Annotated in this window: 15 protein-coding genes; 9 read left to right on the top strand and 6 right to left on the bottom strand. The window is 39.4% G+C overall.

Annotation, left to right across the window (positions count from 1 at the left end; translation table 11 throughout):
• Positions 1 to 342: 342 nt before the first annotated feature.
• Positions 343 to 1,428 (top strand): metallophosphoesterase, encoded by a 1,086-nt coding sequence (locus tag H6G57_RS00670; protein WP_190515207.1) that lies wholly within the window; start codon positions 343 to 345, stop codon positions 1,426 to 1,428.
• A 113-nt stretch (positions 1,429 to 1,541) separates the two neighbouring features.
• On the opposite strand, the gene H6G57_RS00665 is transcribed toward H6G57_RS00670, so the two are convergent.
• Both H6G57_RS00665 and H6G57_RS00660 read right to left on the bottom strand, forming a co-directional pair.
• A complete protein-coding gene (locus tag H6G57_RS00665; RefSeq protein WP_190515205.1) occupies positions 1,542 to 2,141 on the bottom strand; it encodes a hypothetical protein in 600 nt (199 codons plus the stop codon).
• A 74-nt stretch (positions 2,142 to 2,215) separates the two neighbouring features.
• Positions 2,216 to 3,475, bottom strand: coding sequence for an FIST N-terminal domain-containing protein (locus tag H6G57_RS00660; protein WP_190516249.1), 1,260 nt, complete (start codon positions 3,473 to 3,475; stop codon positions 2,216 to 2,218).
• Positions 3,476 to 3,858: 383 nt separating this feature from the next.
• On the opposite strand from H6G57_RS00660, the gene H6G57_RS00655 reads away from it, so the two are divergent.
• Positions 3,859 to 4,080: a Calvin cycle protein CP12 gene (locus H6G57_RS00655; RefSeq protein ID WP_190515204.1), complete on the top strand. Its 222-nt coding sequence runs from the start codon at positions 3,859 to 3,861 to the stop codon at positions 4,078 to 4,080.
• A 119-nt stretch (positions 4,081 to 4,199) separates the two neighbouring features.
• Positions 4,200 to 4,820, top strand: coding sequence for a DUF3177 family protein (locus H6G57_RS00650; protein WP_190515202.1), 621 nt, complete (start codon positions 4,200 to 4,202; stop codon positions 4,818 to 4,820).
• Positions 4,821 to 4,941: 121 nt separating this feature from the next.
• Here the strand turns inward: H6G57_RS00650 and H6G57_RS00645 are convergent, their stop codons facing one another.
• Positions 4,942 to 5,595 carry an exonuclease gene (locus tag H6G57_RS00645; RefSeq protein ID WP_190515201.1) on the bottom strand — a complete coding sequence of 218 codons (654 nt, stop codon included), beginning with the start codon at positions 5,593 to 5,595 and terminating at the stop codon, positions 4,942 to 4,944.
• A 236-nt stretch (positions 5,596 to 5,831) separates the two neighbouring features.
• Here H6G57_RS00645 and H6G57_RS00640 point away from each other — a divergent pair, with 236 nt between their 5' ends.
• A complete protein-coding gene (locus H6G57_RS00640; RefSeq protein ID WP_190515200.1) occupies positions 5,832 to 6,362 on the top strand; it encodes a hypothetical protein in 531 nt (176 codons plus the stop codon).
• Here H6G57_RS00640 and tnpA read toward each other — a convergent pair.
• Complete coding sequence (gene tnpA, locus H6G57_RS00635) at positions 6,343 to 6,738, bottom strand: IS200/IS605 family transposase (RefSeq protein ID WP_190515199.1); 396 nt, start codon at positions 6,736 to 6,738, stop codon at positions 6,343 to 6,345. The two genes, H6G57_RS00640 and tnpA, sit on opposite strands and share 20 nt — an antisense overlap.
• A gap of 47 nt (positions 6,739 to 6,785) precedes the next feature.
• Between tnpA and H6G57_RS00630 the strand changes: the two genes are divergently transcribed.
• The 5 genes from H6G57_RS00630 (at position 6,786) to crtB (ending at position 13,281) form a co-directional block, all read left to right on the top strand.
• Positions 6,786 to 7,997: an RNA-guided endonuclease TnpB family protein gene (locus tag H6G57_RS00630; RefSeq protein ID WP_190515198.1), complete on the top strand. Its 1,212-nt coding sequence runs from the start codon at positions 6,786 to 6,788 to the stop codon at positions 7,995 to 7,997.
• Positions 7,998 to 8,053: 56 nt separating this feature from the next.
• Positions 8,054 to 9,901 carry an NACHT domain-containing NTPase gene (locus H6G57_RS00625; protein WP_190515197.1) on the top strand — a complete coding sequence of 616 codons (1,848 nt, stop codon included), beginning with the start codon at positions 8,054 to 8,056 and terminating at the stop codon, positions 9,899 to 9,901.
• Positions 9,902 to 10,079: 178 nt separating this feature from the next.
• Positions 10,080 to 10,718 carry a transposase gene (locus tag H6G57_RS00620; RefSeq protein ID WP_190515196.1) on the top strand — a complete coding sequence of 213 codons (639 nt, stop codon included), beginning with the start codon at positions 10,080 to 10,082 and terminating at the stop codon, positions 10,716 to 10,718.
• 169 nt (positions 10,719 to 10,887) lie between these two features.
• Positions 10,888 to 12,324, top strand: a complete 1,437-nt coding sequence (gene pds / locus H6G57_RS00615) for a 15-cis-phytoene desaturase (protein WP_190515194.1) — start codon at positions 10,888 to 10,890, stop codon at positions 12,322 to 12,324.
• Positions 12,325 to 12,354: 30 nt separating this feature from the next.
• On the top strand, positions 12,355 to 13,281 hold the full coding sequence (crtB, locus tag H6G57_RS00610) for a 15-cis-phytoene synthase CrtB (protein WP_190515193.1): 927 nt from the start codon (positions 12,355 to 12,357) through the stop codon (positions 13,279 to 13,281).
• A 186-nt stretch (positions 13,282 to 13,467) separates the two neighbouring features.
• Here the strand turns inward: crtB and H6G57_RS00605 are convergent, their stop codons facing one another.
• Complete coding sequence (locus H6G57_RS00605; protein ID WP_190515191.1) at positions 13,468 to 14,013, bottom strand: RNA-binding protein; 546 nt, start codon at positions 14,011 to 14,013, stop codon at positions 13,468 to 13,470.
• Between the two features lie 40 nt (positions 14,014 to 14,053).
• On the bottom strand, positions 14,054 to 14,248 hold the full coding sequence (locus H6G57_RS00600) for a hypothetical protein (RefSeq protein WP_190515189.1): 195 nt from the start codon (positions 14,246 to 14,248) through the stop codon (positions 14,054 to 14,056).
• Between the last annotated feature and the right edge of the window lie 44 nt (positions 14,249 to 14,292).

Genomic DNA, 14,292 nt, shown 5'->3' with positions numbered 1-14,292 from the left:
ATTGTCGTTACAATGAACTTTTTTCAAGGATGAAGATCTCGTCTTATTTTATTTATATAAAGAAAAAATATAAAAACTTTAATCCCAATCCTTCAACAAGATAGAGATTTTTACTCAAACAAATCGTCGTGAATATATCAAGAAATGTAACGTAAATATTAAAATTCTTAATATACTTTAAAAACCCCCGTTAATTTCGCTATATTCTTTTAATAAAGATATCAAAGCCGATTTACAAAATCAATCTCATGAAACACATTGATTCCGGTTATCTCATACCCTAATCCGGTCAATTTTGGTGTTAAGCAATGCCTTTTTATTTCCCTTTGTACTGATTTCTTTATGAGCTTAAATTTTAAATTTGCCGTTGTCAGTGATTTGCATATTGCCCTACCCCAGACCATTTGGGATCATCCCAATCGCTTTCATTTAGTTGAAGTGAGTATTCCTGCTTTAGAACTGGTATTAGAGCATTTAGGACAGTTAGATTTAGATTTTCTCCTCTTACCTGGAGACTTAACCCAACATGGAGAACGAGACAATCATCAATGGTTAAGTCAACGGTTAAGCCAGCTTCCCTACCCAGTTTATGTTATTCCCGGAAATCATGATCTTCCTGCTTTAGAAAGTCAGAAAAATTTAATTGGTTTTCACGAATTTCCTCAGTATTATCGTTCCTTTGGATATCAACAAACTCAAGGTTTAGATTATACCCAGGAAATTTTACCCGGTTTACAATTAATCGGATTAAATTCCAATCATTTTGATGCCAACGGTAATCAAATTGGCTGTTTACGAGAAGAACAGTTAGAGTGGCTAGAACAGGTATTATCCCAAGTCAAAAATCAATTGGTTTTCGTGATGATTCATCATAATGTGATTGAACATTTACCGGGACAAGCGACAAATCCGTTGGGACGACGGTATATGTTAGAAAACGCGCCTCGGTTTTTGAATTTATTAAAACAAGCCGGAGTGCAGTTAGTTTTTACCGGACATTTGCACGTCCAAGATATTGCTCAATGGCAAGGAATTTATGATATTACAACGGGATCATTAGTTAGTTATCCCCATCCTTATCGAGTGATTCATGTAAATACAAATGCTCAAGGGAAACCTGTATTAAAAATAGAATCCCATCGGATTACAGCCGTTGAAGATTGGCCGGATTTACCGTTAAAATCAAGAGAATGGATGGGTGAGCGTTCCTTTCCTTTTATGATGAAATTATTAACAAATCCACCCTTAAAATTAACCGTTCAAGAAGCTGAGAAATTAGTTCCTCATCTCCGCTATTTTTGGGCAGATATTGCTAACGGAGATGCTCAATTTAACTTTGAAGTGTTTCCACCGACTGTTCGCCGTTACTTTGAAGGATTTAGTGCAACGGATCAGATTGATAATTTTGCTCAGTTAACTTTATCCTAAAAAAAGTTCAGGACTCAGGAAATAAAAGTTAAAATTTCTTTCCTGTTCCCTGTTCCCTGTTCCCTGTTCGTAATTCGTAATTCGTAATTCGTAATTCGTAATTCGTAATTCCCTTAAACATCAAAATAATCTGAAAGATTACTGCTTTGGGCTAACAATTTATCTAAGGTATCAAATTGAAACCAGAAAACAAGATTGCGGTCGGGGAACGTTTGAACTGTTCCAATAAGGGCTAGTGAATATTTAGGAGATAACGTTCCTAAGAGTAATTGTCTGACATTTCCTTCTTTATATTTAGGAATCATATAAGTAATTCCATATTCACATAAGGTGCTAATGACTCCCATAATCCCATTATAAAAAATATTACCAACTTCACTAAAAATGGCTTTTTCAAACACATCTTTATCTAATTTTCGCCGCTCTTGATTGTCAATTAAATCAATTAACATCCCGGCAGTGGATTTAGGAAACATGAGTTGACTATTCCCTTGAAACTCTCCTGTAAATACCAATTCCATTGCCTTGAGATCCGTTGAACCTAACTGTTTTTCCAGTTGAAGCGTCAAATGCTGGGGGGGGAATAGATCCAAAGAAAGTAATTTTAATTTTATCGGGGAGCGAGTAATTGTTTCTAGCATCGAATCAGTCCGATCAATGCCGACTTTAAATAATTGCTCCAAGGCTAAAAGATGCTCTGAATTTCGCTTCATAAATTTTAAAAACTGAGTTTTTACTCGATAGGTTGGTACAACTCTTTATTCCTCTTGTGATCATCGTAGAAAGGTTAATTTTTCCTTTGCCGACAAATGCCAAAGACCGAGGTATAACCATGCAAAAATGTTCCATTTCCAACAGGGCCAATCTCACCATTACAGAAAAAGCCACTCAGAGGAATGTTCAAATACCGTCGGAAGAGTTCAGAATCAAAGTTAGGTTCCCCATAAAGTCCCTCTCCCCGTCCTAAACAGGAAAACATTAACGCCGCCGCATTAGTCAGTTCTTCGGGAAAAGAAGAAGCTTGTCGTTGATAGCGTTCCATTAACAATTCTAAATCTTCTGCGGAGGTGCGAGAATCGCGCAGGTGAAATTGAATCCGTTGTCCTGGACGAACGCGATCGCCAATGGCAATGGCCCCGGCCCTCGGATCAACCCCAATTAAATTACGGATTAAAAAATCTCCCGGTTCTAATTTTTGTTTAAATTCATCCCGCACAACCCCAACAAACAGGGAATTTTGAGCAAGTTGTCGATCTTCTTCGTTTAAGTCCTGTACGAGGTCTTGCAACGCTTCTAAGGGGGATAAACGCACGGATACCCCAGAAGAAGCCATTTCCAAATCCCCATCCTCTGCTTGAGTTTCCACTTCTAAGACAATATTGCGTTCCCCTTGGGTGACTCGATAGGGATGGCCAATGGGACGGCAACCTTGGGCGACAATGGTTTCAATCACAATATTTCCGTGCAAGGCTAAACCGACAATTTCTTCCGAGTACCGTCGGGAACCACAAAACACTCCCGTTGTTCCTCCCATGACACCCGTACTGGCCAGTCCTCCCACTTTCACCGAACCCGGATAGGCATAATCTAAACCTTGCAAAAAATCATTGATTTGACCGAAATACGGATCAACTAACACAATAAATTGTGGCTGATCTTCCGGTTTTACCCCAATTAATTCCACCCACTGATCCGGGGGACTATCCAAATCCGGTAAATCGTCAGCCGATATATGAAACGGATGAACTTTAACATCAGGCAAATGGGCCAACATCAAACTGAGAGCAGGTTCTCCCTCGATTTCTTGAGCTTGATGCCTAGAATTCATCCCCACAACCCCCCCAGCACCACAACCAATCAAAGTGGGAAGACAAAGCTGTTCTTGGAGTAACGGCATCAATCTGGAATAGTCACTCGCAAAGGCAGAGGAAATAAAGACTAAGCCTAAATCTGGAGAAGCGCGCAGGTGATCTTGAGCTAGTTCCACGACTTCCTTAATCGCCGCTTCTAATGAAGGACGTTGGGATAAAGCACTAACCCAGCGCATCGGTTTGGTTGTCGATTCTGCCATTTTCGCCCTCCCTGAATAGTCTGCTCTCTTGTGTTAAGATAGCAGATTGTGTAGAAATACAGCAGATACACTATTTCTGACCGTTGCCATCTGGGTTAACTCAAGGGTTGCCAATGTCAAAGAGTGACCCAATCTGGCATAATTTATTGATCTGTAACACAATTGGTTCAACGTCAGCAAATCTTAAAAAATCCAGCTTGAAGTTGTGGTTAGATTAAGGCTGATGTATTACAGTGAGGGGGGAAATCCAGACTTTAGCTGCACTGGGCAGTACAATGGACACAGTGAGTAACCCTTGCTTAATGTTCTAAAGTGGGATTAGAACCTGTACTTAGTAGATTGGATTTAACGAAAGGTTTATGAACAACATCAACGAACTCATCGAAAAAGAACTGGAAGAAGCGCGTGCAGTCTGCGATGTTAGCGGCGCCACTTCTAAAGAATGTGCGGCAGCTTGGGATGCTGTGGAAGAATTACAAGCTGAAGCTTCACACCAAAAACAAGACAAACCTAAAACCTCTTTCCAAGTTTATTGCGACGATAACCCCGATGCGGCTGAATGTCGGCTTTATGAAGATTAATCAACCATTTCATCAGGGAAGAACTCTTCTCTAAAGTTTGCTGATTGATAAGCAACTGGGATTTAACTAGAGTTAACCCAGTTGCTTAATTTTTATAATATTGGGTTTGATGATTCAGAATGTTCAATCCTTTACTGGCTGTACAATCTCCTTGGATTCAACCGTTCGTCTGGATGGATTATCGATTAGCGGTTATCTTTACAGTTATCCTGCCGTTAGTGATCTCAATTTGGGCGTTTGTTGGGAAAGTAGAAGCGATTCAACGGTTAATGGTTATCTATTGGCGTGTTGCTAGTTTGTTAATGATTACCGTGTATTTAATGATCGCGGCTCTACCGATTAGTTTTCTTTCCTCAATTATGGCACGGATTTTAATTCCGATTAGCCTTTGGTTTTGGGCGGATCTCAATGAAGAAGTTTCAGAAATGCCCGCTTCAGCCCTCAAGTTAGTTTTTACGGCTTGGCGGTGGGCTGTGACCGTTTATAATAGTTTAGGTGCGATCGCTTTCATTCCTTTCTTACATTGTGCATTTTTTAAAGGTCAAAAAGAATTATTAGCCGATCCAAATTGTCGGGTATGGTTAGATCCCCCTTGGTTATATAAAGCAACCTTTCATCCCAACTTAACTGAGCAATTTTTAGGCTTTTTAGCTTTAGTGGGTTTAGCATTTTATATTCTGTGTTTAGGTTATTTTGTATTCTTTAAATTAGGAAAACAAGGACGTTCAGCTATGGGGTAAACTAATCTTTTAGGGGTGGGTTTTAGGATATTTTAGGTTAACTTGAACCCATCCCTAGGGAAAGTCATCAGGGATATTTTCTATTGAGGTCAGAAAGAGTAAAGACAGAGAAAATCATTGATCAGGCAGCTTTTTTAACATACTTTTCCAACCGTTGTAACCATTCCTGCCAATAAATAATCAATTGTTCCCTTTCTATCATAAATTCTTCTGCATCTTGATCCCGAAGCGCAACAATAATCAAACCGTTAACAATCTTAGAACCAAACAAACTATCTCTATAATAGCGATTAATTGCACCTCCATAAGCAACCAGTTGTAATGGCTTATCATAAAGTTTTCTGATTTGCTGTTTCGGTTGTTCAGCCGTTGTCAATTCAATAATACAGGGAACATCTTGATAACGAGCAACTAAATCAACTTTCCCAGCATATCCTTCGACATAATTTGGCACAACTGTCTCAATTAACTGTACATCGCTGAGTTTCTCTAAAACGGATTTCAGACTATAACAATAAGGTTGAATTGAGCTATCAGCAACAGGAGATAACCCTTGTAAATAATCCTTAACCCATTGATGCAATAATTTTCCTCGGCGACGACCCATTGAAGCCATACGATTTGCTTCTGTATTTCCTACCTTATTGCGCCAATTAGAGAGAGCAGCTACAGACTCAATCGGTTGTGTAGCCTTCAGTATGGTGGTAACGGATGGTAGCCGGATTCCTTTTTCGTCTTGGTAGCAAAACTGTCCATTAATGTAGGTTCTTTTCATAAAAACCATCTCCAAAAAATTGCTAAATTCAATGTCGCAATTTTCTTTTGGAGATAACTCTCAAGTTAACGCTGACTTAGACTGACTTAGGCTGACTTATCTACAATCTTCAATTTTAGGCTGCTCTTTAATATTATTCTTATTCCCGAATCAGTAATATTAGAGTAGTCTTAACTATAGTTTTAGGCTAGATTAGAGAGACTGGATTTGCTTTCAAGCTATGGAGAAATTGGTTAATGTCGCTACCCCGTGAGTTTTTAATTGAAATGGCTCGTAAATATGATCTTTCACCAGAGCAAGAGGATGCTTTTGTAATCTGGTTTAACAGTAAAAAGACAGAATTAGAGATAGCAACAGAACTTCATATTTCTGATACGGCACTTCGCACTCGAATGAGTCATGTTTACAAGAAGTTTAGTATTAATGGTAAAGGCCCAGGTAAATATGGTCGCTTGCTCAATTTTCTAACTACTGAGTATCAGAAATTTAAGGTTTCTGACTCTGCAAATTTTAATAATCTGTCAGAGGATGAGCTAAATGATTTAGTGCAAGAAGTCCGCCAGAAGTGTTATGAAATAATTCAAGATCAATGTGGTACAATGCGAGTGCTTACGATGTCACAACCCATTGATGTCAGTGACCTTTACACTAACGTTAATGTTCTGGAAAAAATTACAACAACCGTATTCAAAGCCCACGTCTTTCAAGCGTGGGATGTAGAATACCCGCCTTTAGGCGGAGTGAAGGTTAATGAGAGTTTTGGTTAGCAATATATTTTTTGATAGTTTCACTAGAAACAGAACCAGCCGTCCCACAATAATAGCTCCGACTCCATAAAGAAGGTAGTTTAAGTAAATGAGGAAATTCTTTTCTCAATATTCTTGATGATGCTCCTTTGATTCTGAACATAATTTGATATGGAGCAATCAAAGGGTGGCAACTAATGAATAAATGCACATGGTCGGGCATTATTTCCAGAGCTAGAATATCACATTCTAGCTCTTTTGCTTTTTGGTAGATAATTTCCTCCAATCTTCTGCCGACTTCGTTGACCAATACCCTTTTTCGCCTTTTTGGGCAAAAGACAAAATGATAGTTAATCAGGCTAACTGATGTGTTTTTTCTTTTGTATTGATTTTTCATTATTGTCGATAAACACAATTCAACAACCCTATGTTATCATGGTTAGCATGGTACAAATAACTCGGACGATTAAATTGAAATTCGTGGATCTCAACCGTTGTAAAGCTCAGATGTTTGAGCAAATGACGGAGGAAAACACACGGATTGCCAATAAGTTGTTGTTATTGCCGATTAAAGAACGGCGTAAAATGACAACAGCTAAAATCATGTCCGAGTTAAAATCTGCCTTGGTTAACCAAGTAATCCGACATACCACATCACCCACAGGTCGTAAGACTAAACAATATAAAGTTCTTCCAGTAGAAGTCAATAACCAAAACTGGAAGTTGACTTTAAAAGGGAATACCTATTCAATTAGTTTTCCAACCCTCAAAGGTGAAAAAAGAATCCCTATTGAAGTCGCATCTCCCCATTGGCAACCCGTTTTAGGCGGACTACTGAAGGGGATAATTCAAGGAGGTTCTTTTAAATTGATCAAACATCGAAATAAATGGTATGCCTATCTGTCAATTACCGAGGATGTTCCAGAAGTTGAGACAGAGAAAAGATTAGGGTGTGACCGAGGACAGAATAATTTAGCGGTAGTTGCACCTCAACAGGGTTTTGGTAAGTTCTTTAAAGGTCACAGTGTTAAGCATCGAAGACGTTATTTTCAACAACGAAGAAAACAACTTCAAGAAGCTAAAAAGTTTCGAGCTTTAAAAAAATGGGACAAAAAAGAACGACGATGGATGGATGCAATTAACCATACCGTCAGTCGTCGAATTATTCGTTTTGCCGAATACCATAACGCTGATGTTGTGATTGAAGATTTGGAAGGTTGTCGAAATACAATGAAACAGAACCAGAAATCTCGTTCTGATTCCGGTGAATCTCGACATAATTGGTCTTATTATTCTTTGGAGCAGAAGCTTAATTATAAGTTGGCTCTAAAAGGATTGAAATTAATCAAAAGACCTGCGCCATATACATCCAAATCTTGCTCAACTTGTGGTGTTATTGGCAAAAGAAATCGACAGGATTTCAATTGCCCTAATGGTCACTACTATAATTCCGATCTTAATGCTGCACGAAACCTATCTCAATGGGACGGTTTCTCATGTGATTTGAACCTAAAGAGAGATGCTTCTGTAATGGATTCATCCGGTTTGGATCATGGGGTGCTTGGCACACCCCTGAACTCGATGAATACAGTTAAACAAGAGTATATTCAACTATCTCTGTTTGACTGGGCTAGATACGAGAATCCCACCCCTTAGCGTAGCGTAGGGGTGGGAGTGTCAACAGTCATCAACAATATGAAATTGATGAACTATTGCAAAACTTTGATCCTGAAAATTTTGATCGTTTTGGACTTAGCAAAAAAACTGATAAACGAATACCAGGAATAGAAGCGGTTAAGAAATACTTAAAATTGATGGTATTAGGTAATCCAGGAGCAGGAAAAACCACGTTTTTAAAACATTTAGCTTTCCAGTGTAATAAAGCGAATTTAAAAGCTGAACTTGTACCAATTTTTATTACACTCAAGCAATTTGCAGAAATTGAAGAAAAACCGAGTTTACTTGAATATATAACTCACATCCTAGATGATTATGATGTTTCTGGTAAACAGATAGATATTCTATTAAAGTATGGTAAATTGTTGATTTTACTGGATGGTTTGGATGAAGTAAAAGTTGAGGATAACAATCGTATAATCAAACAAGTTTGTAATTTATCTGATAAGTTTCACAAAAATAAATTTGTAATATCTTGTAGAATTGCAGCCAAAACCTATAATTTTGATAAATTTACAGAAGTTGAAGTTGCAGATTTTGATCAAAAACAGATTAACACTTTTGTTGGTAAATGGTTTAACGGTGAAGAATCAGCTATAGCAGAACAATTTATTGAACAGCTTGAACAAAATTGTCGAATTCAAGAATTAGCCACTAATCCACTACTTCTAACGTTACTCTGTTTAGTCTTTGAAGACTCACTAAAATTTCCGGCTCATCGTTCAGAACTTTATGAAGAAGGAATTGATATTTTACTAAAAAAATGGGATGAAACACGAAACATAGAACGAGATCAGGTTTACAAAAATCTATCATTACAGCGTAAAAAAGATTTACTAAGTCAAATTGCTTTAACAACATTTGAGCGGGGTGATTATTTCTTTAAACAGAAAGAATTAGAGCAGTATATTTCTGATTACATTCACAATTTACCTGATGCTCAAAATGACCCAGAAGCTTTACAACTGGATAGTGAGGCGGTATTGAAATCAATTGAAGCGCAGCATGGGTTATTGGTGGAGCGGGCGCAAAAAATTTACTCTTTCTCTCACCTGACGTTTCAGGAGTATTTCACAGCAAAAAAAATTGTAATCAATTGTAATTCATATTCATCAGATCAGGATGATTGGCAAATTCTAATTAGTAGAATTCATAATAAACGCTGGAGAGAAGTATTTTTATTAGTTGTTGAGATGTTACCAAGTGCCGACTTTCTGTTATTTTTAATAAAGCGACACATTGATGGGCTTTTAGCAACTGATGAAAAGTTACAGCAGTTTTTGTATTGGGTCAATCGAAAATCTTGTTCAGTTCAAGTTCCCTTTAAAAAAAACGCAGTTCGAGCATTTTACTTCGATGTGACATTAGCTCCTGCTTCCAAATCTTCACCTGATCTCGAATGTTCTCTAGGACTTGCATTTAAGTTGGATTCTAATTTGGAATTTCACGAAAACTTTGAGATCATTCCTATTGATTTAAAACTCGATTTTTGTTTGTCTGCTACTCTCGCTCATGCCATTGACAACGGTATCGATCCTGATTTTGTTGTCCCTGAGTGCGGGTTTAATTTTAACCTATGGAAATCATTACAAAAACTTGAACAGGAAATTCCAGATTGGAGAGATCATCTCTTATTTGCTCAGTGGATATCAGAAAATGGTCAAACTTGGACAGAAAAATACAGAAGTTTGATGATTAAGTATCGCAAGATAGGTTACAACTGGCAGTTTAACGAGGAACAGAATAAATTGCTTAAAAAGTATTCTGATGCTAATGAGTTGCTGATAGATTGTCTCAATAGCGGTTGTAAAGTATCGCCTAACGTGCGTGATGAGATTGAGCAAACATTGTTATTACCAATTTCTGAAATTCACCCTAAATGAGCTATAGAAAGCCTAATCATAAATCCATTTTATCGTAGGGGTGAGGCGCGCCTCACCCTGACACAGGAATTTAGATTCATATCTTAATGATCGTTTCTAAAATTAATTTAGGATTGCTATCATCGCACTAAAAATGTAGAATTTGGATGTTTACTCTAAGTGATTTTATTAAACTAATATGCCCTACAATCCAAACATTCATCATCGTCGTTCTATTCGTTTAAAAGGATACAATTATACTCAGCCTGGGGGATATTTTATTACAATTTGTACAAAAGAAAAACAATGTTTGTTTGGAGATATTGTTCAAGGTGAAATGCGATTTAATTCTTTAGGTGCGATCGCCTTCAATATTTGGCAACAAATTCCTGAAACATTTCCTCATGTTGAATTAGATTATTTTGTCATCATGCCTAATCATATTCATGGCATTTTAATCTTTCATGAAATCCTTTCAGATCCTCCATTCCCCGTAGGGGTGAGGCGCGCCTCGCCCCTACACCGGACATCATTATCACAACTAGAAATCTCAGCAAAATCAACACAACAACCTCATGGTGCTGCCCCAAAATCCTTGGGTGCTGTTGTGGGTTGGTATAAATCTTCTGTTTCTAAATTGATTAATAAAATTTGTAATAATTCCGGTCAAGGATTAATTTGGCAACGAGATTATTATGAAGAAATTATCCGAGATGAAAGGGCTTTAAATCATATTATAAAATATATCGTTGAAAATCCTGCCCGTTGGGATGACGATCCAGAACATCCCCCTTTAAATCCCATTAAACCTGAATTACTGATTGATCTACCCTTTTAATTAAGGCTCATCCTTGAACCCAACCCGTAGGGGTGAGGCGCGCCTCACCCTGAAATCTCTTATAACCTCAACCCCCACCCCAGAATTTTTGACCCGGTTGGCTTTAAATGTAACGAGATGTAACGTATAATCAGAAAAAACATTAAGAAAACATTCAGAAGGGTTATTGATGCGAGTTGCGATCGCTGGAGCAGGTTTAGCGGGACTGGCTTGTGCCAAGTATCTCACCGATCTTGGACACACTCCTATCGTCTTAGAACGACGGGACGTTTTGGGGGGGAAAGTCGCAGCCTGGAAAGATGAAGACGGCGACTGGTACGAAACCGGGTTGCATATTTTCTTCGGGGCTTATCCCAATATGTTGCAGTTATTCAAAGAACTGGACATCGAAGATCGGCTGCAATGGAAAGAACATTCCATGATCTTCAACCAACCGGAGAAACCCGGAACCTATTCCCGGTTTGACTTTCCTAATATCCCTGCCCCCTTTAACGGGGTAGTGGCTATTCTTCGTAATAATGATATGCTGACCTGGCCGGAAAAAATTCGGTTTGGTTTAGGATTAATTCCCGCCATGCTCCAGGGTCAAAAATACGTCGAGGAGATGGATAAATACTCTTTCTCAGAATGGCTGAAACTCCACAACGTTCCGCCAAGGGTTGAGAAAGAAGTCTTTATTGCTATGTCTAAAGCTTTAAATTTCATCAACCCCGATGAAATATCCTCAACGGTGATTTTAACCGCTTTAAATCGTTTTCTCCAAGAAAAGAACGGTTCTAAAATGGCATTTTTAGACGGTTCTCCCACGGAACGGCTGTGTCAACCTCTGGTAGATTACATCACAGAACGCGGTGGAGAAGTGCGTCTGAATGCCCCGATTAAAGAATTTTTACTCAACGAAGATGGAAGCGTCAAAGGGTTTTTAATTCGCGGGTTAAACGATAGCTCCGATGAGGTGTTAACGGCTGATCTCTACGTTTCTGCCATGCCCGTTGACCCCCTGAAGGTGATGTTACCCCAACCTTGGCAAGACATGGACTATTTCAAACAGCTAGAGGGGTTAGAAGGGGTTCCGGTGATTAACGTGCATTTGTGGTTTGATCGCAAGTTAACAAATGTTGACCATTTGCTGTTTTCCCGTTCTCCCTTACTCAGCGTCTATGCAGATATGAGTAATACCTGTAAAGAGTATTCCAATCCTGACCGTTCTATGCTGGAATTGGTATTGGCTCCGGCAAAGGATTGGATTAGTAAATCGGATGAGGACATCGTGGCAGCGACGATGGCAGAGTTGGAGAAACTCTTTCCCGAGGAAATCCCCCACCCCGCCAAATTGCTGAAATCCCACGTCGTGAAAACGCCGCGTTCCGTTTATAAAGCGACTCCTGGGCGACAAGCTCATCGTCCATCCCAGAAAACGCCTATTCCTAATTTCTATCTGACTGGAGATTACACGATGCAGCGTTATTTGGCCAGTATGGAAGGGGCTGTGCTTTCTGGTAAGCTGACAGCACAGGCGATTCAAGAAGATTTGACTTCGGATCGTTTTTTGGCTTTGTCTGCGCCATCGGCTAACGTTGCTTCCCCAAGTCCTATTCCTTCCTAGCCCATCCATCGTCGGTCAGCAGAACAACGAATGCTACAACTTTCTAAATCTCCGTGCATGAGAACTCTGGCATCACTGGAAGACTCCTATGAACTCTGCCGTCAGGTTACTGCGGAGTATGCCAAGACATTTTATTTAGGCACTCAATTGATGCCAGAAGCCAAGCGTCGGGCGATCTGGGCGATCTATGTTTGGTGCCGTCGGACTGATGAGTTGGTCGATGGGCCAATGGCAGCAACAACAACGGAGGAAACGTTAGATCGTTGGGAAGAACACCTGGAAGCTTTATTTGCAGGGCATCCGAGGGATGATGTAGATGTGGCAATGGTGGATACCCTGGGTCGTTTCCCTCTGGATATTCAACCCTTTCGAGATATGATTGCGGGTCAACGCATGGATTTATACCGCAACCGATATCAAACTTTTGAGGAGTTGGAATTGTATTGTTATCGGGTCGCAGGAACAGTGGGGTTAATGTCAACGGCGGTGATGGGTGTTGCTCCTCCGGTGATTACCCCTTGGAATCCTAACCCAGAAATTATAATTCCCAATCAAGAAGCGATCGCATTAGGAATTGCCAACCAACTCACCAATATTCTGCGGGATGTGGGGGAAGATGCGCGACGAGGACGGATTTATTTACCCTTAGATGATTTAGCCTTATTTAATTATACAGAAGAGGATTTATTTAAGGGAATTGTTGATGATCGTTGGCAGGAATTAATGCGCTTTGAAATTCAAAGGGCGCGAAAATTCTATGCGGAAGCGGAAAAAGGAATTAGTGTTTTAAGTGAGGAGATTCGCTGGCCGGTTTGGACTGCGTTAGTGCTTTATCGGCAAATTTTAGATGAAATTGAACGCAATGAATATGATGTTTTTAGCAAGCGGGCTTATGTTCCCAAATGGCGAAAAATGATGGCATTACCTGTGGCATTATTAAGGGCAAAAGTGTTATAGAAGGGAATAGGAAACCGCAAAGAAAGTCTCCTGTTATTCTAGTTTGATGGTTTTATTGATGTCCTAACTGAGTGTTTTGACTGTTATAGAAGCTTGGGGGATAAGTCCAATATTTTATGAGAAAACCCCCCAACATTGTTATTGATTCAGGGGGGTTTATTTTTATTAAAACAAAGCCCTATAAAATTAAGGATTTGCAGCTTGGGCAGCTAACATTTGTTTTAGTTTTTCTAACTCATTAGCCCAACGGGGATCGGGTTGGAAACCTTCATCACCCCCGGTTTTGGGAGTAGAATTATAACCACCGGAGGAATGTTTGGATTTTTTATTCCGGTTTTTACCGCCACCGCCACTGCCACTGCTTCCACCACTTTTGGGTGTATTCCCTGCTTTAACCGGTTGTTGAACAGGAGCTTGTTGCTGTTGTTGGGGTTGTTCTTCCCCACCATTTTCGCTACCGCCTACCCCTTCCCCTTTTCCTTTTTTACGAGGTAATGCCTTTTCTATTTTTAAGGCATTTTCTCTAAACATGACCCCGTTATATTTTTCAACAATTTGATCGGCGATTTCATCGGTTTGTACGGTTACGAACCCAAATCCCCGACATTTACCCGTTTTGCGATCGGTTATCACTTTAGCAGAAACGGTATCTCCTTCTTCCACAAAGACTTCTTGTAATTCTTTGCGTTCAAGTTCTTTGGGAAGATTACCAACATAAAGACGAACGGACATGAGTAGTACCTCCAAATTAATGAAAAATGAATAGGCGAAATTATCCCCAACTTGTGCGGTTTAAACACACAAATTGAGGATTAACCCCAAGGCAATTAGCACTTTGGTTTCTTAAATTGAACTCAACAACCCACTTCATCTCGGTTTCAAGATAAAATCCTGCCATTCCCTCCATATATAATTCATCATGCAGAGAATGTTGGTTTGCTCGGTTGTCTTGTAAACTTTTTCCCATCTGTCAAAACTTGATGCTATAGCGTTTTGTTATTCCTGTGTTCA

Source organism: Planktothrix sp. FACHB-1365, from assembly GCF_014697575.1.
Taxonomy (GTDB): domain Bacteria; phylum Cyanobacteriota; class Cyanobacteriia; order Cyanobacteriales; family Microcoleaceae; genus Planktothrix.
Note: the sequence above shows the minus strand (reverse complement) of the source record. Positions and strands in the feature narration are given on the sequence as shown.